Source organism: Mycobacterium sp. ITM-2016-00316, from assembly GCF_002968335.2.
In the GTDB taxonomy this organism is placed as follows: domain Bacteria; phylum Actinomycetota; class Actinomycetes; order Mycobacteriales; family Mycobacteriaceae; genus Mycobacterium.
The window spans coordinates 2,838,648-2,859,718 of sequence record NZ_CP134398.1 but is presented as its reverse complement, the minus strand read 5'-3'; the positions used below and the strand labels follow the sequence as shown (position 1 = coordinate 2,859,718).

Genomic DNA, 21,071 nt, shown 5'->3' with positions numbered 1-21,071 from the left:
CGCGTCACGATCAGAACCGGCAGAACCTGATGTCGGAGGCCAGGATTGCCTTGGCGCCGATGGCGGCGAGCTCGTCCATGATGGCGTTGACATCGCGTCGCGGCACCAGTGCGCGCACCGCCACCCAGTCGGGATCGGCCAGCGGTGCGATGGTGGGTGATTCGAGCCCGGGCGTTACTGCGCTGGCCTCTTCGAGCACGCTGCGCGGGCAGTCGTAGTCGAGCATCAGATACTGCTGGCCGAACACCACACCCTGCACCCGGGCGGTGAGTTGATCACGAGCGGGATCCGCCTCGGTGTCCGCGCGTTCGATCAGCACCGCCTCGGAATCGCACAGCGATTCACCGAAGGCCACCAGATTGTGCAGTCCCAGAGTGCGACCGGATCCGACGATATCGGCAATGACATCGGCGACACCGAGCTGGATGGAGATCTCCACGGCACCGTCGAGGCGGATGACGGTGGCCTCGATGCCCATGTCGGCCAGATTCTTACGGACCAGGTTCGGGTACGCGGTGGCGATCCGCTTACCTGCCAGCGCATCGACCGTCCAGTCCTGTCCCTTGGGCGCGGCGTACCGGAACGTCGACGAGCCGAAGCCGAGCGCCAGTCGTTCACGGACGGGGGCTTCGGACTCGGCGGCCAGGTCGCGGCCGGTGATACCGAGATCGAGTTCCCCGGAGCCCACGTAGATCGCGATGTCCTTGGGCCGCAGGAAGAAGAACTCGACATTGTTGGCCGGGTCGACGACGGTCAGATCCTTGGGATCGGTCCGCCGCCGGTAGCCGGCCTCGGACAGGATCTCGGCGGCCGATTCGCTCAGCGCCCCCTTGTTGGGTACGGCGACGCGCAGTGTTGTCATCACAGGTTCCGGTACACGTCGTCGAGGCTGAGACCGCGCGAGAGCATCAGCACCTGGGTCCAATACAGCAGCTGACTGATCTCGTCGGCGAGCGCTTCATCGCTCTCGTGCTCGGCGGCCAGCCATACCTCGCCGGCCTCTTCGAGGATCTTCTTGCCCAGGCCGTGCACGCCGGCGTCCAGCGCGGCCACGGTGCCGCTCCCGGCGGGCCGGGACTGCGCTTTTTCGCTGAGTTCGGCGAACAGGCCTTCGAAGGTCTTCACGGGCAGCGATTGTTTCACGTGTGCAGGAGAACACCCAAGACGCGGTGACTATCCCGTCGAACCGGAGGTGCCCAGTCTGCCGAGCAACGCGGGTACCTCGGCGGGTGTGACCGGGGTGCTGAAGAAGAAGCCCTGGCCGGTGTCACAGCCGTGTCGTATCAGCCAGTCGGCGGTATCGGCGTCCTCGACACCTTCGGCGACCACCGAGATCCCGAGGCTGTGGGTCAGGTTGATGACGGCGCTGACGACCGCGGCGGCCCGTGCGTCAGAGGTGACGTCGGCGACGAACTGGCGGTCGAGCTTCACTTCGTCGATGGCGAGGTCACGCAGGTACGACAGCGCCGAGTAGCCGCTGCCGAAGTCGTCGATGGCCACCCGCACGCCCCGTTCTCGCAACTCGCGAAGCACCGCTTTGACGGTGCCGACCTCGGTCAGGACGATGTCTTCGGTGATCTCCACGGTCAGCACGTCATGGTTGAGGCGACGGCTGTCGAGTTCCTGACAGAGGCGGTCGGGCAGTCGCGTGTCCCGCAGCATCGGCGCAAAAAAGTTGATCGCGACGGCGATGTCCAGATCCTGCGACTGCCAGTCGGCGGCGTCATCGAGCACCTTGCGGACCACAATTTCGGACACCGGGCCCATCAGGCCGTGTTGGCGCACGAGGGACAGGAAGGCGTCGGGACGCAGTGTGCCCAGGCGGGGATGTGGCCAGCGCAGCAGCGCCTCGACGCCGGTGACCCTTCCGCTGCGCAGATTCACCTTGGGTTGATAGGCCACCTCGATGGTGCCGCGATCGACCGCGTCGCGAAGCTCGCCCAGCAGCCGGATGCGCTCTGCTCCCCCGCCCGGGGCCCGGCGGGGACGGTGCTTGAGATCGACGGGGTCCACAGGTGCGGTGGGCAGGTCGGCGGCGAACGTCCGGACGTCCGCTGCCGACCGTTTGGCGGCGTACATCGCGAGGTCGGCGCGCCTCATCAAGATCTCCGCACTCAGGTCCGGCTCCTTCTCCGAGGCCGTCGCCACACCGAGGCTCGGTCGCAGGAACACCTCGTGGCCGTCGACATCGAACGGCCGCTCGAAAGCCTCGACGACCCGTTGCGCGACCATCTGGTGGTCATCGGCACCGCCCTCCAACAGCATCATGAACTCGTCACCGCCCAGGCGCGCGACGGTGTCGCCGGTCCGGACACAGTCCAGGAATCGTTGTCCGGCCCCGACCAGCAGGCGATCTGCAACCGGGTGGCCAAGGCTGTCGTTGACGAGCTTGAAGTCGTCGAGATCGATCGAGATGACCGTGATGGGCCGGGAATCGCGGACGCGCAACAGCATCGCGTGATCCAGACGTTCGTTGAACAATGTTCGATTTGCCAAGCCGGTCAACGGATCTCGTAGGGCCTGGTCGGCCGCTGCGGTCAGCAACTGCCGGTTGTCCCATGCCGAGAGGATTTGCCGTCCACACACGACGCAGACGATCAGCTGCACCAGCACGCTCTCGAATCCGCGCATCACCACCGGCGGACCGAGGACGCCCGCGAGCAACAACGGCACGTAGGGCAACCACAGCGAAGAATGGGACGGCACCGGCGCCGGGCGGTCGGGTGCCGGCTGTGGGAGCCGACTCAGGACCGCCGCGGCGGCGAACAAGGCCATCGCGGACGCCCACAGCAGATCGATGACATGCCCGGTGCGGTAGCTGCCGTCGACGATCAGGAACGTCAGGGTGACGTCGGCGATGGTGATCAAGGTGATGGCGACGGTGATCACCGCCAGCGCCACGGGCCTTCGGCGGCGCGAGCGGGCAAGGGCGAGAACCGCAATCGAGAGCACCACCACATCGGCCAATGGCGTGACCAGCGCCAGCGTCAACTCGACGTTGTGGTGACGCAGCGTGTCGAACACGCGGTTCAGGCTGAAGATCCACACCAGCAGAAACAGGCACAGTGAGACCGTCAGTGCGTCGAGTGCCAGGTGCAGCCGAGAGACCAGGGTGCCCCTGGCGAGCAGCTGGGACAGCCCGACCGCGACGAGCACACTGAATGCCAGGTAGAACAGATCAGCCGGCGAGGGCGACGGCGGCTCGCGCAGGATGACGTCGTAGACCAACCAGATCACGTCACCGATCGCCCATGTCGCCAGCGCCGTGCCCAGAAAGATCCAGGCGAGACGGGTAGGTCCGTCGGCAGCGCGAGCGGCCAGCGCAGCGCGCGCGGCCGCGAAAGCCGCCAGCAACAACGAGATGGCGTCATTGGCGACGGCGAGGTGAGCGGCGTCGCGTGCCAGCACCATCACCAGCGCCAGCACTGCCACCAACACCCACGGCACCGCGATCGCGGCGATGTCGTGCCCAGACAACCGGCCGGAGTCCAACGGCTCACCCCCCACTGACCATGGCGCTCCCGGCACTCAAGGTAATGCTGGAACGCACGTGCCGCAGATCACTCCGGACACATCCCGAGGGTCAGTTCGTGACGGGTTTGTCTTCGTGCAGCACCTCGGCGTGCATGTCCTCCAGGGATACTCCCTTGGTTTCACGGACCCACTTCGTCACGAACAGGAACGACAGCACCGCGCACAGCGCGTAGAACCCGTAGGCGAGTCCCAGGTTGTTGCGCAACTCCGGGAAGGTCACCGTGATCAACCAGTTGGCCGCCCACTGCCCGGCCGCGGCCAGGCCGAGTGCGGCCGCCCGGATGCGGTTGGGGAACATCTCACCGAGCAGGACCCACACCACCGGGCCCCAGGACATACCGAACGCCACGACGAACAGGTTGGCGGCGATCAGCGCGATCACGCCGGACGCGCCCGGCAGGCTGGGCGTCCCGTCGGGGTTCACGCTGGCGTTGGCGAAGATGACCGCCATGGTGGCCAGTGTGACCGCCATGCCGGCCGAACCGATGAGCAGCAGCGGCTTGCGACCGATCTTGTCGATCAGCGCGATCGCGATCAGGGTGGTGAGCACGTTGATCACCGAGGTGATCACCGTGTAGACGGCCGACTCGTCGGCGCTGAATCCAACCGCCTGCCACAGCACGTTGGAGTAGTAGAAGATCACGTTGATACCGACGAACTGCTGGAAGATCGACAGCCCCAGGCCCACCCAGACGATGCTGTAGATACCGCCGGTCGGCTTCTTGAGGTCGCGCCAGGACGGCTTGTCCTCGCGTTCCAGGGTGTCCCGGATCCTGGTGATCGTGATCTCCAGGTTCTTCTGGCCGAGCAACATGCTCAGCACCCGTCGCGCTTCCGGAATCTTGTGGCTGGCAACGAGATAGCGCGGCGACTCCGGGATGGTGAAGGCCAGCACGCCGTACAGCACGGCGGGAACGGCCATGGCCAGGAACATCCAGCGCCAGGCGTCCAGGCCCAGCCACAGCACCTCGTTGGGCCCGCCGGCCGCCCACTGCAGCAGCCAGTTGACGACGAAGGAGGCGAAGATGCCCAGCACGATGGCCAGTTGCTGCAGGGAGCCCAGCCGTCCGCGGATGTGCGGGGGTGAGGTCTCCGCGATGTAGGCCGGTGCGATGACCGATGCCACGCCGACACCGACACCGCCGACGATGCGGAACAGCACCACCGTCCAGACCTCGTGTGCCAGGCCGGTGCCGAAGGCGCTGATCAGGAACAACACGGCCGCGATCTTCATCACCGCGATGCGGCCGATCTTGTCCGCGATCCGGCCCGCGGTCATCGCGCCCGCCGCGGCGCCCAGCAGAGCCGAGGCCACCGCGAAGCCCAGCTCGGCGTTACCGATGCCGAAGTCTTCCTGGATCGAGGACACCGCGCCGTTGATCACGGCGCTGTCGTAGCCGAACAGCAGACCGCCCAGCGCTGCGACGGCCGCAATCCGCACCGCCGTGCGACCGGAACTGAACCCGGAATCGTCGTCGAGGAACGAGGCTTCGTCGCCTCCGACCGGACCGTGCGTCATGGATTGTCCTTCCACCCCGTGCCGTGATGCGTGTCACATCACAATCGCACAGTCGCGACCCGAAATGGTCTGGATCAGGCGGTGCGTTCGTCCAATTCGGCGCCCAGTTCGGCGTGCACATCGCGGAGCTGATTCACCGTCAGATCGGCCAGTGACTCCGCGTGGCGGCGCCGGGGACCCGCCGGAACCTCGATCTCGTTGGGGATCACCAGCACTGCGCATCCCGCGGCCTCGGCGGCCGCGGTGCCGGTGACCGAATCCTCGATCGCCAGGCAGTGCTGAGGGTCCAGGTCCAGCAGTGCGGCGGCCCGTAGATACGGGTCCGGAGACGGCTTGCCCGCGGGTACCTCGTCCCCGCACACCGTGACGCTGAAGTAGTGGCGGCCGATGCTGTTGAGGGCCTTTTCCGTGAGCCCACGACGGGTGTTGGTCACCAGGGCCATGGTGACGCCGGCGGCAGACAGTTCCTCAGCATCTCGCGCGCGCCCGCACACCACGGCAGTCCGGTCTCGAAAAGCTCACCGACGTAGTCGTGTAACCAATCGGCTGTCTGCGCGAGGTCCACCGGATCGGGTGCCAGGCCCAGGTCGGCGTACACGATCCGCATCACGATCTCGCTGGACCCGCCGATCGTGGTGGCGCGGACCTCTTCGCTGAGCTCCCGCCCGTGTCGGCGGTAGAACTCCTGGAGGCCGATATCCCAAAGCTTTTCGGAGTCGACGAGGGTGCCGTCCATATCCCACAGCACTGCACGCATGTCCCCGATTGTCTCACCGATCGCGGTGGGCCTGAAAACCCGAGGCTGTCGGCGGGCCCGGCTAGCGTGGTCGTCATGACGGTTCTTGTGACGGGTGCCACCGGCAATATCGGCCGCAGGGTCGTGGATCGACTTCTGGACCTGGGTGTCTCGGATATCCGTGCCCTGACATCGGACCCGGCGAAGGCGAATCTGCCCGCGGGTGTGGAAGTGGTCACAGGATTTCTGGGCAGGCCCGAGACCTTGTCGCCCGCGCTCGCCGATGTCGACCAGATCTACCTGGCGCCGTTCCCACGCACCATCGGCATCACCTGCGAGATGATCGCCGCGGCCCGGGTCAGCTATGTGGTGGCGCTGTCCGGTGCCGCACACTGGCAGGAACACGCCGACAGGATCTCCGCCACCCCGGTGCCCAGCACACAACTCGGGCCCGGCGAGTTCTGCGAGAACTTCGCGATGTGGGCACCGCAGATCACGACGGGCGTGGTGCGGGACGTGGCGCCCGAGGCGGTCCAGTCACCGGTGTCCATGGACGATATCGCCCGGGTGGCCGCACACCTGCTGGCCGACCCGGGGGACGCGCACCTGGGCCAGATGTACGAGTTGACGGGACCCGAGGCGATCACCCGTGCGGAGATCGCGCGTCAGATCGGCGATGGCCTCGGCACCCCCGTGCAGATGCAGCGGTGCGACCGGTCCGAAGCCGACGCGCTGCTGCGGCCGGTGATGGGTGACGGCGTGGACTGGTACCTGGACCTGTTCGATGGCGACACCGGGCCGCAGCACGCCAACGATCTGGTCGAGCAGGTGACCGGCGCGCCCGCGCTGTCGATGCGACAGTGGGCGGCCGGCAACCGAGAGCTGTTCGCGCCGAACTGATCTGGGCTGGGGTTCAGTCCTCCGGGTTGTAGCCGAGATTGGGGCCCAGCCAGCGCTCGGCTTCGGCCAGCGTCCAGCCCTTGCGCTTGGCGTAGTCGGCCACCTGGTCCTGGGCCATCCGGCCGACCACGAAGTACTGCGACTGCGGGTGCGAGAAGTACCAGCCGCTGACCGCAGCTCCTGGCCACATAGCCATCGACTCGGTGAGCTCGATGCCGGTGCGCTCCTTGACGTCCATCAGCTCCCACAGCGTCACCTTCTCGGTGTGCTCCGGGCAGGCCGGGTAGCCCGGCGCCGGGCGGATTCCGCGGTACTTCTCCGCGATGAGCGCCTCGTTGTCCAGCTGCTCGTCGGGCTGAAATCCCCAGAACTCCTTGCGGACCCGCTGATGCATCCGCTCGGCGAACGCCTCCGCCAACCGGTCGGCCAGCGATTCCAGCAGGATCGCACTGTAGTCGTCGTGGGCCGCCTTGAACTCGTCGATCTTGACATGGCTGCCGAGGCCCGTGGTGACGGCGAACGCGCCGACGTAATCCCGGAGACCCGTTTCCTTGGGCGCGATGAAGTCACCCAGTGACCGGTTCGGGATGCCATCGCGGTGCTCGCCCTGCTGGCGCAGGTTACGCAGCCTGGTCAACACCTCGGTCCGGGTCTCGTCGGTGTAGACCTCGAAGTCGTCGCCGACCGCGTTCGCCGGGAAGAAACCGATCACGCCGTTGGCCGTGAGCCACTTCTCCTTGATCAGGGTGTCGAGCATCTCCTGCGCGTCGTCGTACAGCTTGCGTGCCGTCTCACCCGAGACCGGGTTGTTGAGGATGTCGGGGAAGCGCCCCTTCATCTCCCAGGCGTTGAAGAACGGCTGCCAGTCGATGTACTCGCGCAATTCGGCGAGGTCGTAGTCCAGGAATTCCCGCACACCGAGGCCCTGGGCCGGCACCGGCGGCGTGTAGCCCTCCCACTCGATCGGGGTCCGGTTCGCCCGGGCCTTCTCCAGGGTGAGCATCGGGCGTTCGCTTTTCTGGGCGTGCCGTTCCCGAAGCGATGCGTAGTCCTTCTCGGTGGCTTCCAGCAGGGCAGGTCGCTGCTTGTCGTCGAGCAGCGCCGCGGCGACCGGCACCGAACGGGACGCGTCCTTGACCCAGACCACCGGACCGCTGCGACGCGGCGACACCTTCACGGCCGTATGTGCCCGCGAGGTGGTCGCCCCACCGATCAGCAGCGGGATCTCGAGGCCCTGACGCTCCATCTCGACGGCGAAGTTGACCATCTCGTCCAGCGACGGGGTGATCAGACCGGACAGCCCGATGATGTCGGCATCGTGCTCCTTGGCCGCGTCCAGGATCTTCTGGGCGGGCACCATCACACCGAGGTCGATGACCTCGTAGTTGTTGCACTGCAGGACGACCCCGACGATGTTCTTGCCGATGTCGTGGACGTCGCCCTTGACCGTCGCCATGATGATGGTGCCGTTGGTGTCCTTCGCCTGCGTAGCGCCGTTCTGCTCCTTCTCCGCCTCGATGTAGGGCAGCAGGTAGGCCACGGCCTTCTTCATCACCCGGGCCGACTTCACCACCTGGGGCAGGAACATCTTGCCCGCGCCGAAAAGGTCACCGACGACGTTCATGCCGTCCATCAGCGGGCCCTCGATCACCTCGATCGGCCGCCCGCCTGCGGCGGCGATCTCGGCCCGCAGTTCCTCGGTGTCGGCGTCGACGTCGGCGTCGATGCCCTTGACCAGGGCGTGCGTGATCCGTTCGCGGACCGGGAGAGATCGCCACTCGGCCGCCTTCGGGTCCTCGGCCTTCTCGGTCTTGTTGAACCGTTCGGCGATCTCGAGGAGCCGTTCGGCGGCGTCCTCGCGACGGTTGAGCACGACGTCCTCGATGCGGTCCCGCAGCTCGGGGTCGATCGAGTCGTACGGCACCAGCGCACCGGCGTTGACGATGCCCATGTCCAGGCCGGCCTTGATGGCGTGGAACAGGAACACCGCGTGGATCGCCTCGCGGACCGGGTTGTTACCGCGGAACGAGAACGACACGTTGGAGATGCCGCCAGAGATGTGCACTCCCGGCAGGTTCTCCTTGATCCAGGCGCAGGCCTCGATGAAGTCGATCCCGTAGGTCGCGTGCTCCTCGATGCCGGTGGCCAGCGCGAAGCAGTTCGGGTCGAAGATGATGTCCTCGGCCGGGAAGCCGACCTCTTCGGTCAGGATCCGGTAGGCCCGCCCGCAGATCTCCTTGCGGCGCTCCAGATTGTCGGCCTGGCCCTGCTCGTCGAAGGCCATCACCACGACGGCGGCGCCGTACTTGCGGCACAGCCGCGCCTCGCGGATGAACTTCTCCTCGCCCTCCTTCATGGAGATCGAGTTGACGATCGGCTTGCCCTGCACGTTCTTCAGGCCCGCCTCGATGACCTCCCACTTGGAGGAGTCGATCATCACCGGGACGCGGCTGATGTCCGGCTCGGCCGCGATCAGCTTGGTGAAGCGGTCCATCGCGGCGACGCCGTCGATCATGCCCTCGTCCATGTTGATGTCGATGACCTGCGCACCGACCTCGACCTGCTGCAGGGCCACCGACAGCGCGGTGTCGTAGTCCTCGGCCTTGATCAGGTTGCGGAACCGGGCCGAGCCGGTGATGTTGGTGCGTTCACCGATGTTCACGAACAGCGAGTCGTCACCGATATTGAGTGGCTCCAGACCCGACAGCCGGGTGGCCACCGGGATCTCCGGAAGCTCGCGCGGCGGCTTGCCCTCCACGACCTTGGCGATCTCGGCGATGTGCGGCGGCGCCGTCCCGCAACACCCACCGACCAGGTTGACCAGGCCGGCCTCGGCGAACTCGGCAATGTAGCCGGCCTGCGCCTCCGGGGACTCGTCGTACTCACCGAAGGCGTTGGGCAGCCCGGCGTTCGGGTAGCAGGAGACGAAGGTGTCCGCGATCCGCGCCACCTCGGCGATGTAGGGCCTCATCTCGGGCGCGCCCAGGGCGCAGTTGAGGCCGACGGCGATCGGCTTGGCGTGCCGGATCGCGTTCCAGAACGCCTCGGTGACCTGACCGGACAGCGTCCGCCCGGACGCGTCGGTGATGGTGCCCGAGATGATCACCGGCCAACGGCGTTCGCGCTGCTCGAACAGTGTCTCGACGGCGAACACCGCCGCCTTCGCGTTCAGGGAATCGAAGATCGTCTCGATGATGATGATGTCGGAGCCGCCGTCGACCAGTCCGTTGAGGGCTTCGAGGTAGGCGCCGACCAGCTGGTCGTAGGAGACGTTGCGGGCGCCGGGGTCGTTGACGTCCGGCGAGATCGACGCGGTGCGCGTCGTCGGTCCCAGCGCCCCGGCGACGTAGCGGGGCTTGTCCGGGGTGCTGAACTCGTCGCAGGCGGCGCGCGCCAGTGCAGCGCCGGCGTAGTTCAGTTCGTAGCTGAGGTCGGCCATGTCGTAGTCCGAGAGCGAGACCGCGTTCGCGTTGAACGTGTTCGTCTCCAGGATGTCGGCGCCCGCTTCGAGGTACTCGCGGTGAATACCCTCGATGATCTGCGGCTGCGTCAGGTTGAGCAGGTCATTGTTGCCCTGCAGCGCGGTCGGCCACTCGGTGAATCGCTCGCCCCGGTAACCGTCCTCGTCCGGACGGTCACGCTGGATCGCGGTGCCCATGGCACCGTCGATCACCATGATCCGCCGTCGCAGGGCCGCCGTCAGTTCGTCGGTGCAGTCGGGGCGGATGTTCGGCACAAAGGTGTCCGGTGCGCAGACTTCCGGCTTCGCGGCGTTCACAGGGCACTCCTTCCGTAGCGGAAGGCGTCCTTAACTCTGCCGAGCGTGGCGGATACCGAGGAGGGACCCTGTCCCCCCGAGTAGCCGTTGCAACGCCTCTCGACGGTGAAAAGTCTACGTCGTCATCCAACAGAGTTTCGGACGCCATCTCGTGGCTGTGTCGGCAATGTGGCGGTCGACACCATCAACCGGATTGCCCCCAGGCGTATTTCATGTGTACACGGTGGCCTTTCCGGAGCTGGGTACCCGGCCATGAAATCGCCGTGCGGGGCGCTGCGGCTCATCACCGCGATACAGGGCTTACGCTGGCAGAGTGACACCGTCGGATGCGAGCGTGCCCGGCCTACCGGACCTGCAGAACACAGTCGTCGTGGCCGCTTTCGAGGGCTGGAACGACGCCGGCGACGCGGCCAGCGGAGCACTGGAACACCTGGACTCCATCTGGGAGGCCGAAACCATCGTCGAGATCGATGACGAGAGTTACTACGACTACCAGGTCAATCGCCCGGTCATCCGGCAGATCGACGGGGTCACCCGCGAGCTGGTGTGGCCGTCGATGCGCATCTCGCACTGCCGCCCACCCGGCAGCGACCGTGACATCGTGCTGATGCACGGTGTCGAACCCAATATGCGGTGGCGCACCTTCTGTGCCGAGCTGCTAGCCATCGCGGACAAGCTGAACGTCGACACCGTCGTCATCCTGGGCGCGCTGCTGGCCGACACCCCGCACACCCGCCCCGTGCCGGTGTCCGGTGCCGCCTACTCGTCGGATTCGGCGAAGTTCTTCGGCCTGGAGGAGACCCGCTACGAGGGCCCGACCGGTATCGCCGGGGTGTTCCAGGACGCCTGCGTACAGGCCGGTATACCGGCGGTGACGTTCTGGGCGGCCGTCCCGCACTACGTCTCGCAACCGCCCAACCCGAAGGCCACCGTGGCGCTGCTGCGCCGGGTGGAGGATGTCCTCGACATCGAGGTTCCGCTGGCCGACCTGCCCACCGCGGCCGAGGAATGGGAGGAGGCGGTCACCGAGATGACCGCCGAGGACGAGGAGATCGCGGAGTATGTGCAGTCCCTCGAGGAACGCGGCGACGCCGAGGTCGACATGAACGAGGCCGTCGCCAAGATCGACGGCGACGCGCTGGCCGCCGAATTCGAGCGATACCTGCGCCGCCGAGGCCGGTAGCGGCGGCTATACCTTCTCGGGCAACGGAGCGGTCCAGGTGCCGTTGAGCGCGTCCGGCTTGGGCCAGTACAGCCGCAGCACCACCGTGAACGGCCCCTCCGGGGCGGGCAGCCAGTTGGACTCGAGGTCCGGACCGGGGGAATCGCGCTGAATGCGCACGGTGTAGCCACCGTCCGGATCGGCCTTCAGGCTGGGCAGCATCGCCGAATTGATCAGATACCGGTCGAGCGGATTGTTGACCAGTCGGCTGGCAGGCAGCTCGTACATGGTCAGCGACCAGAACGCGTTGACCGGCGGCAGCTGATCGGGCCCGAACCGGTAGGTGTACTCCCCCGCACCGGTCAGCGGTGCGCCCGCGGAATCGTTGGCTGCACTCGGGTAGATGGCCTCGGCAGCGGTGTTGCCGTAGATGCCCAGCGCCGCGCCGGCCATCCGGTACAGGTAGTTGCCCTTCAATTCCTGCCTGGTGCCGAACAACTGGGCGGAGGTGACCTTGCCGGTGTCGATCTCGTTCTGCTTGAACGCCGCGAGTTCGGCGTTGCCGTCGGCCATGCCGCCCACGATCGCCTCGCGCATCTCGGGGACAGCTCGTCGGCGTCGAAATCACCGTCCGCACCGATGCCGATCTGCGCGAACCGGTCCCGCAGTGCCCTCTCCTCGGGCAGCGCCGGGGCGAACCTCATGGCGAAGTTCAGGATCTCGAAGAACTGCGGGGATGTGCGCTGCTGTTCGGGAGTCAGCGGGGGTACGAAGTCGATCGCGGGCGCGGGTTCGGGCGACGGCTGGTTGAGGAACACCGATAACGGTGCCACCTGGTAGCCGCCCTGGATCTTCTTCACGTTCTCGATATCGGACGGCCCGAACAGCTGGGTGCGATACAGCACGAAGGCCAGCTCGGTGTCCGAACGGATCACCTCGTCGACGTCCGCAGGCTTTTCACCCTGCCAATCGGGACCGGCGAGCAGATATCTTCCGCCGCCGTTGCCGGTGGTCCGGCTGCCCACATAGGCGAAGTTGCTGGTGTACCCGTCGACGAACTGCAACGAGTAGTAGCGGTCCTGTTCGATCGGCGGCACCGTGAGGACCAGCGGTTCGGCGCGCAGATCGGCGCCGACGGCGGAGTACGGGGTGTCCGAGTTCGGTGTCTGGATCGCCGTGTCGGCCGGGGTGTAGACCCGGGCGGTGTTGTGGATCTCGTTCCACCCACCCTTGTACTCGGGGTTCTGCCTGTCCACGAAGTAGGCGTACTGAACCCGGTAGTTGTCCACCATCGGGAACCCGTAGATGTAGGCGTCCTTGGCGATGGCGCGGACCTGATCGAGCGGTACCGGCTGTTGCTGCGGGGCGGCGGTGTCCGGCGGCGCCGCTTCGGGTTCGCTGTCCTGGGTGCTGCAGCCCGCGAGGCAGGCGATCAGGGCCAGCACCCACAGCAGTCGGGTCACTGCTGTTCCAGGGATTCGATGCGGGCGCTGGTGGAGCGGCCCAGGGCGGCGACCTCGGCGTCGAGCTTCGGCAGGAGCTCCGGGGTGAAAGTGCGGATGTCGCGCTCGCCGATCGGCGTGGACACCAGCGGCCGGATCCAGCGGAAGGCGCCCACCCAGCGCGGGCAGTAGATGCGCTTCTTGCGTCCCTCGATGCCCTTGACGAATGCGGCGCCGCACACGGTCACCGTGGTCGTCCGGTTCAGCGGGGTCGGCAGCTTCGAGAGCATCTCGCGGAAGGCGGACAGATCGGCCTTGGCATCCTGCACCAGCGGGGTGTCGATCCAGCTCATGTGCGCCGACCCGACATCCACGCCGCGGTGGGCGACCTCCAGGCGCAAGGTGTTGGCGAAGTACTCCGCGCCGGCCTTGGAGGCGTGATATGCGGCCAGCCCGGGAGCCGAGGTGAAGGCCGCCAGCGAGGACACCACCAGCACGTAACCGCGGCGATCGATGACCGCGGGCAGCGTGGCGCGCACCGTGTTGAACACCCCGACGACGTTGATGTCGATGACCCGCCGAAATGCTTCGGGATCCACCTGCAGCACCGAACCGAAGCTGGCGATACCGGCGTTGGCCACCACGATGTCGATACCGCCGAACCGCGCGACGGCCGCATCGGCGGCGCGGTGCATCGCCGTCAGATCCCGCACATCGGCCAGTGCCGTCAGCACGTGCGCCTCGCCACCGAGTTCGTCGGCCAGTTCGGCGAGCGGCGCCGGGTCGAGGTCGGTGAGCACCAGCTTCGCGCCCTTGCGGCGCAACCGGCGGGCCACCTCCGCCCCGACACCGCGTGCACCGCCGGTGATGAAGACGACCTTGCCGTTCAGTGAGCTCATGGCGGTCAACGTACCCGCCGCGGCGATCAGAGGTCTATACCGAGCAGCGCGTCGACGATATCGGCCACCAACGCGGGCGCCGCCGCGTCCGAACCACCGTAGGTGAGCGCGTCGGTACACCAACCATCAAGAGCGGCAAGCGCTTTCGGAGTGTCCAGGTCGTCGGCCAGGTACCGGCGCACCCGGCTCAGTAGATCGGCGGCGTCCGGTCCGGCCGGCAGCGCCACCGCGGCGCGCCAGTGCTGCAGCCGAGTGTTGGCCGCATCGAGCACCGCCGGGCTCCAGAACCGGTCTTCGCGGTAATGCCCGGCGAACAGGCCAAGTCGTACCGCGCCGGGATCGACACCGTCGGCGCGCAGCCGGGACACCAGCACCAGGTTTCCGCGGCTCTTGCTCATCTTGTGGCCGTCCCAGCCGATCACGCCGGCATGCACATAGTGGCGGGCGAATCTGCGCTCCCCCGTGACGGATTCGGCGTGCGCGGCGGAGAACTCGTGGTGCGGGAAGATCAGATCGGAGCCCCCGCCCTGGATGTCGAGGCCGGTGCCGATGCGGTCGAGGGCGATCGCGGCGCACTCCACATGCCATCCCGGCCGGCCGGCACCGAACGGTGAGGGCCAGCTGGGTTCACCGGGACGCTCGGCGCGCCACAACAACGCGTCCAGCGGATCGGCCTTGCCCGCCCGGTCCGGATCGCCGCCTCGTTCGGCGAACAGTCGTGCCATGGTGTCGTGGTCATAGCCCGACTCGTAGCCGAACTGCGTCGTGGCGTCGGCGCGGTAATAGACATCGGGGTACTGCGCGTCATCGACGACATAGGCGGCCCCGGACGCCAGCATCTTCTCCACCAGCGCGATCACCTCGGCGATGGCGTCGGTGGCGGCCACGTAGTCGCGCGGCGGCAGCACCCGCAGCGCGGTCATGTCCTCGCGGAACAGCTGGGTCTCGCGGTCGCCGAGCTCGCGCCAGCCGATACCGTCGCGGGCTGCGCGTTCGAACAGTGGATCGTCCACGTCGGTGATGTTCTGTACGTAGTGCACATCGTGGCCGGCGTCCCGCCACACCCGGTTGATCAGGTCGAAGGTGAGATAGGTCGCCGCATGGCCCAGGTGAGTCGCGTCGTAGGGGGTGATCCCGCAGACGTACATGGTGGCGGTCTGACCAGTGGATACCGGTCGTACCTGACCATCGGCAGTGTCGAAGAGCCGCAGCGGCACACCCGCACCAGGCAACGTGGGAACGGTCGGCGCCGGCCAGGATTGCATGACGTCGACTCTAAGGTGTTCGGTCACCGATGCCTTTCGATGGTGTGGTCACTCGCGCCGGGGCGCTCACGGGAAACCGACAAGTTCGACGGCCATTCCATTCCCCCGGCGGCTCAGAATGCGGCGTGGATGGTCTCCAGCAGGAGCCCGGCCAGCTCGGCCCGGCACATCAGCAGGTCGGGCAGATAGGGGTCACGGCGGTTGTAGATCAGTGGTGCCCCGCCGAGCCGGGAGGCGTGCAGGCCGGCGGCCCGTACCACCCCTGCGGGCGCCGCAGAGTCCCACTCCCACTGTCCGCCGGCGTGGATGTAGGCGTCGACATCGCCACGCACCACCGCCATCGCCTTGGCACCCGCCGAACCGATCCGGACCACCTCGATATCGAGATGCTCACGCAGCCACCACAACACGGCCGGTGGCCGGTAGGTGCTCGCCGTGATGCGAATGGGACCCTCGCGGCGCGGTGGCGGTGATTGCACCGTGTCGGTCCGGTACACCTCGCCCACCGCGGGCAGCGCCACCGCGGCATCGGTGATGGACCCTTCCGATGTCCCGTTGCGCTGCCAGAGAGCGATGTGCACCGCCCAGTCGGCGTGGCCGGCCATCGAGAACTCGCGGGTGCCGTCGACGGGGTCGACGATCCACACCCGGTCGGCATGCACCCGGGAACGGTCGTCGACGGCCTCCTCGGAGAGCACCGCATCGCCGGGTCGCAGTTCGGCCAGACGTTTCAGGATGAGCACGTTGGCGCGGCGGTCCCCGGCGTCCCCGAGGTCATAGGAGTCATAGAAGCCGACCTCCTCGCGGACGGCCAACAGCAGTTCACCGGCTTCGGCGGCCACCATGGCGGCCACCGCGGCGTCGGTCTGCTCAGCGGGATTCACCGACACAGTATTGCGTGAGTGGGAAACGCCCCGCGGCACCGCCCGATGAATCAGGATGATGCCGGACACCGGAGGACAGAAAGGCCGCAGCACATGACCGCACCGGAAGCCGGCGAGCTCGCCGTCAGCTGGCAGCGCCGCTTCGCCTTCTTCGACCTCTACGGACTACCCAACTCCAGCCCGGCCGCCAAGGCGGCTTACCGGACGCTGCCGTTCTGGGACAAGGTGCGCCTGACGTCCAATGTGTGGGCGTTCCTGTTCGGTTTCCTCTACTTCTATGTGAAGGGAATGTGGCGCAAGGGGACCACGATCCTGGGCGCGGGTATCGGCATCGGCATCGTGTTGTCGGTGCTGCAGGCCCCCAATTTCCTGTCCCAGGCCGCCACGTTCGGGTTCGCCGGCGCCATCATGACGACCGCCAACTACGCCTACTACCTGCATGTCCGGGGCAGCCGGTCGTGGAACCCGTTCGAGGGATTCGGTCCGCGCGGTTAGAACGCCGGCCAGGGGATCGGACGGTGCCGATCCGGCGTCGGCATCACCGGATGATCAAGCAGGCAGGAGACTCTGGCACGAAGCGCGGCGACCTCGCCGGCGGTGATGTGCGCGGCCAGGTCAGCGGCCAACTCGCCGTTCAGCTTCTCCCGCAGTGTCGCGATCGCGGCCAGCGAGTCATCGTCGACGGGCTTACCGGCCCAGCCCCACAGCACGGTGCGCAGCTTGTCCTCGGCGTGCAGGCTCACACCGTGATCGACGCCACGGACGCTGCCGTCGACGCCGGCCAGGATGTGCCCGCCCTTGCGGTCCGCATTGTTGATCAGGACATCGAAGATCGCCATCCGGCGCAACCGGTCGTCGTCGGCATGCACCAGGGTCACCGGGTCGCCGGCGTAGTCGTAGGCCTGCAAGATGGCCAGGTAGCCGGGCGGTACGTCCCCGGCAGGCAGCAGATCGACGAGATCGGGACCGGAGGCTGATTCGTCGGCGTCCTGGAGTTCCTCGCCGTCGGTCAGCGCGTCACCGGGCTGGTCCACCCAGCGTTGCACCATGCCGGGGCCGGCCGGGCCTTCCCGGATGATGGTGTGCGGCACTACATCCCATCCCAGCGCCGCCGATACCAGATAGGCTCCCCGCTCGCGGCCGGCCAGGGTGCCGTCGGGGAAGTCCCACAGCGGAGCCTCGCCGGCGACCGGCTTGTAGACGCAGTGCACCTGCTGCTCCCCTACCTGTGCCTCACACAGGAAGGTCGCATTGCTCGCGGAGCGGATCCGGCCGATGACGGTGAGGGCGCCGTCGGTCAGCACCTGCTCCTCAGAAAGGGGGTTCATCTTCTTCCACGGCACCGAACGCTCCGCGGCGGTAGCCGTTGGTGCGTACGCAGATATGGCCCTCGGGGTCCAGTGGTTCATCACACAGCGGGCATGGCGGCCGGCCGGCCGAGATGACGCGGTTGGACCGGGTGGCGAATTCGCGCGCCGACTCCGGGCTCAGGAACACCCGGACCGCATCCGGGCCGTCTTCTGCGTCGTCGAGGACCACCGAGGCGTCGAACTCGGTGTCTGAGACGGCGAGCAGCTCGACAACCACGGTCTGTGCCTCCGAGTCCCAGCCCAGCCCCATGGTGCCGACCCGGAACTCCGAGTCGACCGGGGTCAGCAGCGGATGCAGGTCGCCGACCTCACCGGTTTCGGGCGGAATCGGGGTGCCGAATCGTCGGTTGATCTCCACCAGCAGCGCCGAGATCCGCTCGGCGAGCACCGCCACCTGCTGTTTTTCCAGCATCACCGAAACCACCCGCTTGTCGTGTACCGCCTGCAGGTAGAACGTTCGGTTCCCGGGCTGCCCGACAGTCCCGGCCACGAAACGGTCGGGTGTGCGGAAGACGTGGATTGCGCGGGGCATGGCACCTTTCAAAATACCGGTAGCGGGGCTACCTCAATCAGTGGAGCCGCCGACGACCGCATCGGTTTCGGGAGCGGCGGCGGGCTTGGCGCTCAACGCGGCGGTCAAACCACTGCCGGTGTGGTTGACGTGCAACACGAACGGACGGGTGTCGGTGTAGCGGATGACGCTCATGGAGGCGGGGTCGGCGGTGATGCGCTGGAAGGTATCCAGGTGGGTGCCGAGCGCGTCTGCCAGCACGGCCTTGATCACGTCACCGTGTGTGCACGCCACCCAGAGCACGTCACCGTCGTGCTCACCGGCCAACCTGCGGTCGTGCTCGCGGATCGCGGCCACCGCCCTGGCCTGAACCTGCGCCAGGCCCTCGCCGTCGGGGAAGACCGCTGCGCTGGGTTGCTGCTGAACCACCTTCCACAGCGGCTCCTTGACCAGTTCACCGATCGTGCGGCCGGTCCAGCTGCCGTAGTCGACCTCGATGATGCGGTCCTCGACCACCGGTTGCACGCCCAGCGCGGCCGCCAGTGGTGCCACGGTGCGTTCGCAGCGCAGCAGCGGTGATCGCACGATGGCCTTCACCGGCAGGTCACCGATCCGTGTGACCACGGTCTGCGCCTGTTCGCGGCCCCTGTCGTCCAGGTCGACGCCTTCGGAGCGTCCGGCCAGGGTGTGCGCGGTGTTCGATGTCGAGCGGCCGTGCCGCAGCAGGATGACGGTCATGGAGATCCTTTGGTCGTTACTGCGCGGCCAGCACGCCGGTGGCAAGCAGCACCAGGACGAGCGTGCCGAGGATGATCCGGTAACCGACGAACCAGTACATGCTGTGACGCACCAGGAATCGCAGGAACCAGGCGACCGCGGCATAGCCGACCACGAAGGCGATCAGTGTGCCCAGCACGATCTGCGGAACCGTCGCGCTCATTCCCGAGGCGCCGGGCTCGAAAACGTGGCGGAGTTCATAGAGTCCGGATCCGAGCACCGCCGGGATGGCCAGCAGGAACCCGAATCGCGCCGCGGCCTCGCGCTTCTGGCCGAGGAAGAGACCCGCACTGATGGTCACGCCGGAGCGTGAGACGCCGGGTATGAGGGCCAGTGCCTGGGCCGAGCCGATGATCAGGCTGTCGCGCCAGGTGAATTGCTGGATCTCGCGGGTCTGCTTGCCGAAGTATTCGGCGGCGGCGATGACGAACGAGAAGACGATGAGCGCCGTGGCGATGATCCACAGGTTCCTGATGTCATCGCGGATGAAGTGCTGCAAGGTGAAGCCGAAGACGCCGATCGGGACGGTGCCGATGATCACCCACCAGCCGAGCCAGTAGTCCGGGGTCCGCCGGACGGCGTCGGTGAGGCCGCCGAACCAGGCCGTGAGGATGCGGCCGATGTCTCCGGCGAAGTAGATGAGGACCGCGACTTCGGTGCCGATCTGCACGACGGCCGTGAAGGAGGCGCCCGCATCGCCGCCGAAGAAGGCCTCCGAAACGATCGCGAGATGGCCGGACGACGACACCGGCAGGAATTCGGTCAGCCCCTGCACCACGGCAAGTACGACGACCTGCAACCACGACATCTCCGCCACGCGGACGACCGTACCGTGGGGCTGTTGTCAGCGCGCTGTGCGCACCGGCTCGGCTCCGGCGACGGCATCGCGGACGGCGGCGGCTACGCTGCGCTCATCGGTGACGTCGATATCGGTCAGGCGGCGGGTGGCGGTGGCGACGATGTCCTCGTCCTGCGGGACCGGGCCGCTCAGCCGCGGCCGATACACCTCGACGACCAGTAATTGCCGGTCCTCGACGTGAAAGGAGAAGCTACGTCCGCCGCCGAGTGCGCCGAACCCGCTGGCATGCACGCCTGTGGAGATGTCCTCGATGGCAAACTCGTCTGCCATCAGATCCGCTCCCGGGGCACGAGTCATATCTCGCACCATACCGTCATATTTACGTCGGCGTTCGACTTGAGTTTCTTTGCCTAAAATTTGCAAACGGAATCAACGCCACAACGAAATCAGGAGTTTTTGGGGCCATTGCATACGAAATCCGGATTCCACCTCCTGACGGTAGGCGTATTGACACTGGTGACCGCATTCGCTTCGGGGTGCTCATCGAACCCTGCCGATTCGCCACCACCGACAATTCGCGTCGCAGAACCTGCACTGTCCCCGCCGGTCACCGGCGTGTCGGATGGTGTCGTGAAACCGCTTTCCGCACCGGGAACCGCAGCCTTCTTCGATATCCGTACCTCCGCGCTGGTCGTGCTCGGCCCGGCCGACCAGCTCACGGTGCTCCCGACCGACGGTCCGCCCCGCACCCTCGCCCTGCCCGCGGAGGCCACCGCGCTCACCGGTGACGGCAGCGGTGAGGTCTGGCTGTCCACTCGGGGCGGCTATCTGCGGGTCAACGTCGCCGCGGCCGCCGCCACCCCGGTGGAGATCGACGGGCACGCCGACACCGACTTCACCGCCATCGCCCGGCACGACGACGGCCGTCTGGTGCTCGGCAGTGCCGATGGCACCCTCTACACCCTGCGCTCGGACACCGAGGTCGGCGCCACACTGAAGAAATTCGCGCGGGTCGACGTCGTTGTCGCACAGGATGACTCGATGGTGGTCCTGGATCGTGGCCAGACCTCGGTCACCGAGATCGACGGGGACGGTACGGCCGCCGAACAGGCGCTGCGGGCGGGTGAGGGTGCGACGTCGATGGCGACCGATCCGGCCGGCCGGGTGCTGGTCACCGACACCCGGGGCGGTGCCCTGCTGGTCTACGGCACCGAGCCACTGATCCTTCGGCAGCGCTTCCCGGTGCACGACGCGCCGTACGGCGTCACCGGGTCGCCGGATCTGGCGTGGGTGTCACAGACGGCGACCAACACCGTCGTTGGTTACGATCTGGCCACCGGAATACCCGTCGAGAAGGTGCGTTATCGAACTGTGCAGCAACCCAACACCCTGGCCTTCGACGGCGCCACGAACACCCTCTATGTGGTGTCGGGTTCCGGTGCCGGAGTGCAGGTGATCACCGGAGCGGCGCCCCGATGATGCCCGCGGCGAGGAG

General features: G+C 67.0%; 17 protein-coding genes and 2 pseudogenes. 4 read left to right on the top strand and 15 right to left on the bottom strand.

Annotation, left to right across the window (positions count from 1 at the left end; translation table 11 throughout):
* Positions 1-10: 10 nt before the first annotated feature.
* The 5 genes and pseudogenes from hisG to C6A86_RS13705 form a co-directional block, all read right to left on the bottom strand.
* Positions 11-862, bottom strand: a complete 852-nt coding sequence (hisG, locus tag C6A86_RS13725; RefSeq protein WP_105366366.1) for an ATP phosphoribosyltransferase — start codon at positions 860-862, stop codon at positions 11-13.
* On the bottom strand, positions 862-1,143 hold the full coding sequence (locus C6A86_RS13720) for a phosphoribosyl-ATP diphosphatase (RefSeq protein ID WP_105366367.1): 282 nt from the start codon (positions 1,141-1,143) through the stop codon (positions 862-864). The genes hisG and C6A86_RS13720 overlap by 1 nt, the downstream gene beginning before the upstream one ends.
* A gap of 30 nt (positions 1,144-1,173) precedes the next feature.
* Positions 1,174-3,477 (bottom strand): bifunctional diguanylate cyclase/phosphodiesterase, encoded by a 2,304-nt coding sequence (locus tag C6A86_RS13715; RefSeq protein ID WP_233213269.1) that lies wholly within the window; start codon positions 3,475-3,477, stop codon positions 1,174-1,176.
* 106 nt (positions 3,478-3,583) lie between these two features.
* Positions 3,584-5,053, bottom strand: coding sequence for a sugar porter family MFS transporter (locus C6A86_RS13710; RefSeq protein WP_105366368.1), 1,470 nt, complete (start codon positions 5,051-5,053; stop codon positions 3,584-3,586).
* Positions 5,054-5,127: 74 nt separating this feature from the next.
* Positions 5,128-5,810 (bottom strand): annotated as a pseudogene (locus C6A86_RS13705) (HAD family hydrolase).
* Positions 5,811-5,885: 75 nt separating this feature from the next.
* Between C6A86_RS13705 and C6A86_RS13700 the strand changes: the two are divergent.
* Positions 5,886-6,689 carry an NAD(P)H-binding protein gene (locus C6A86_RS13700; protein WP_311101192.1) on the top strand — a complete coding sequence of 268 codons (804 nt, stop codon included), beginning with the start codon at positions 5,886-5,888 and terminating at the stop codon, positions 6,687-6,689.
* Positions 6,690-6,702: 13 nt separating this feature from the next.
* On the opposite strand, the gene metH is transcribed toward C6A86_RS13700, so the two are convergent.
* A complete protein-coding gene (gene metH / locus C6A86_RS13695) occupies positions 6,703-10,365 on the bottom strand; it encodes a methionine synthase (RefSeq protein WP_233213038.1) in 3,663 nt (1,220 codons plus the stop codon).
* Between the two features lie 415 nt (positions 10,366-10,780).
* On the opposite strand from metH, the gene C6A86_RS13690 reads away from it, so the two are divergent.
* Positions 10,781-11,650: a PAC2 family protein gene (locus C6A86_RS13690; protein WP_057165232.1), complete on the top strand. Its 870-nt coding sequence runs from the start codon at positions 10,781-10,783 to the stop codon at positions 11,648-11,650.
* 6 nt (positions 11,651-11,656) lie between these two features.
* Here C6A86_RS13690 and C6A86_RS13685 read toward each other — a convergent pair.
* The 4 genes and pseudogenes from C6A86_RS13685 to C6A86_RS13670 form a co-directional block, all read right to left on the bottom strand.
* Positions 11,657-13,092 (bottom strand): annotated as a pseudogene (locus C6A86_RS13685) (DUF1254 domain-containing protein).
* Positions 13,089-13,970 carry an SDR family oxidoreductase gene (locus C6A86_RS13680; protein WP_105363781.1) on the bottom strand — a complete coding sequence of 294 codons (882 nt, stop codon included), beginning with the start codon at positions 13,968-13,970 and terminating at the stop codon, positions 13,089-13,091. Before C6A86_RS13680 ends, C6A86_RS13685 begins: the two are co-directional and overlap by 4 nt.
* A 26-nt stretch (positions 13,971-13,996) precedes the next feature.
* On the bottom strand, positions 13,997-15,235 hold the full coding sequence (gene mshC / locus C6A86_RS13675) for a cysteine--1-D-myo-inosityl 2-amino-2-deoxy-alpha-D-glucopyranoside ligase (protein WP_105363782.1): 1,239 nt from the start codon (positions 15,233-15,235) through the stop codon (positions 13,997-13,999).
* A 113-nt stretch (positions 15,236-15,348) separates the two neighbouring features.
* Positions 15,349-16,080: a 3'(2'),5'-bisphosphate nucleotidase CysQ gene (locus C6A86_RS13670; RefSeq protein WP_105363794.1), complete on the bottom strand. Its 732-nt coding sequence runs from the start codon at positions 16,078-16,080 to the stop codon at positions 15,349-15,351.
* 132 nt (positions 16,081-16,212) lie between these two features.
* On the opposite strand from C6A86_RS13670, the gene C6A86_RS13665 reads away from it, so the two are divergent.
* Complete coding sequence (locus C6A86_RS13665; protein ID WP_105363783.1) at positions 16,213-16,614, top strand: DUF2628 domain-containing protein; 402 nt, start codon at positions 16,213-16,215, stop codon at positions 16,612-16,614.
* On the opposite strand, the gene C6A86_RS13660 is transcribed toward C6A86_RS13665, so the two are convergent.
* From C6A86_RS13660 to C6A86_RS13640, 5 genes are read right to left on the bottom strand one after another with little or no spacing between them, the layout of a single operon-like run.
* The gene (locus C6A86_RS13660) at positions 16,611-17,447 is read right to left on the bottom strand and encodes an SCO1664 family protein (protein ID WP_105363784.1); all 837 of its coding nucleotides are present in this window, start codon (positions 17,445-17,447) and stop codon (positions 16,611-16,613) included. The genes C6A86_RS13665 and C6A86_RS13660 overlap by 4 nt on opposite strands.
* Positions 17,431-18,021, bottom strand: a complete 591-nt coding sequence (locus tag C6A86_RS13655; protein ID WP_105363785.1) for a DUF3090 domain-containing protein — start codon at positions 18,019-18,021, stop codon at positions 17,431-17,433. Before C6A86_RS13655 ends, C6A86_RS13660 begins: the two co-directional genes overlap by 17 nt.
* A gap of 33 nt (positions 18,022-18,054) precedes the next feature.
* Positions 18,055-18,738 carry a histidine phosphatase family protein gene (locus C6A86_RS13650; RefSeq protein ID WP_105363786.1) on the bottom strand — a complete coding sequence of 228 codons (684 nt, stop codon included), beginning with the start codon at positions 18,736-18,738 and terminating at the stop codon, positions 18,055-18,057.
* 16 nt (positions 18,739-18,754) lie between these two features.
* Positions 18,755-19,585 (bottom strand): undecaprenyl-diphosphate phosphatase, encoded by an 831-nt coding sequence (locus C6A86_RS13645; RefSeq protein ID WP_105363795.1) that lies wholly within the window; start codon positions 19,583-19,585, stop codon positions 18,755-18,757.
* A gap of 36 nt (positions 19,586-19,621) precedes the next feature.
* Complete coding sequence (locus C6A86_RS13640) at positions 19,622-19,933, bottom strand: hypothetical protein (protein ID WP_105363787.1); 312 nt, start codon at positions 19,931-19,933, stop codon at positions 19,622-19,624.
* A gap of 108 nt (positions 19,934-20,041) precedes the next feature.
* Between C6A86_RS13640 and C6A86_RS13635 the strand changes: the two genes are divergently transcribed.
* Positions 20,042-21,055 (top strand): hypothetical protein, encoded by a 1,014-nt coding sequence (locus C6A86_RS13635; RefSeq protein WP_199196227.1) that lies wholly within the window; start codon positions 20,042-20,044, stop codon positions 21,053-21,055.
* Positions 21,056-21,071: the final 16 nt, after the last annotated feature.

Excerpts from the sequence above, each read along its gene's own strand:
- hisG (WP_105366366.1), bottom strand. The coding sequence starts at position 862 with ATGACAACACTGCGCGTCGCCGTACCCAACAAGGGGGCGCTGAGCGAA.
- C6A86_RS13710 (WP_105366368.1), bottom strand. The coding sequence starts at position 5,053 with ATGACGCACGGTCCGGTCGGAGGCGACGAAGCCTCGTTCCTCGACGAC.
- C6A86_RS13700 (WP_311101192.1), top strand. The coding sequence starts at position 5,886 with ATGACGGTTCTTGTGACGGGTGCCACCGGCAATATCGGCCGCAGGGTC.
- metH (WP_233213038.1), bottom strand. The coding sequence starts at position 10,365 with ATGGTGATCGACGGTGCCATGGGCACCGCGATCCAGCGTGACCGTCCG.
- C6A86_RS13680 (WP_105363781.1), bottom strand. The coding sequence starts at position 13,970 with ATGAGCTCACTGAACGGCAAGGTCGTCTTCATCACCGGCGGTGCACGC.
- mshC (WP_105363782.1), bottom strand. The coding sequence starts at position 15,235 with ATGCAATCCTGGCCGGCGCCGACCGTTCCCACGTTGCCTGGTGCGGGT.
- C6A86_RS13670 (WP_105363794.1), bottom strand. The coding sequence starts at position 16,080 with ATGGTGGCCGCCGAAGCCGGTGAACTGCTGTTGGCCGTCCGCGAGGAG.
- C6A86_RS13665 (WP_105363783.1), top strand. The coding sequence starts at position 16,213 with ATGACCGCACCGGAAGCCGGCGAGCTCGCCGTCAGCTGGCAGCGCCGC.
- C6A86_RS13660 (WP_105363784.1), bottom strand. The coding sequence starts at position 17,447 with ATGAACCCCCTTTCTGAGGAGCAGGTGCTGACCGACGGCGCCCTCACC.
- C6A86_RS13655 (WP_105363785.1), bottom strand. The coding sequence starts at position 18,021 with ATGCCCCGCGCAATCCACGTCTTCCGCACACCCGACCGTTTCGTGGCC.
- C6A86_RS13650 (WP_105363786.1), bottom strand. The coding sequence starts at position 18,738 with ATGACCGTCATCCTGCTGCGGCACGGCCGCTCGACATCGAACACCGCG.
- C6A86_RS13645 (WP_105363795.1), bottom strand. The coding sequence starts at position 19,585 with ATGTCGTGGTTGCAGGTCGTCGTACTTGCCGTGGTGCAGGGGCTGACC.
- C6A86_RS13640 (WP_105363787.1), bottom strand. The coding sequence starts at position 19,933 with ATGACTCGTGCCCCGGGAGCGGATCTGATGGCAGACGAGTTTGCCATC.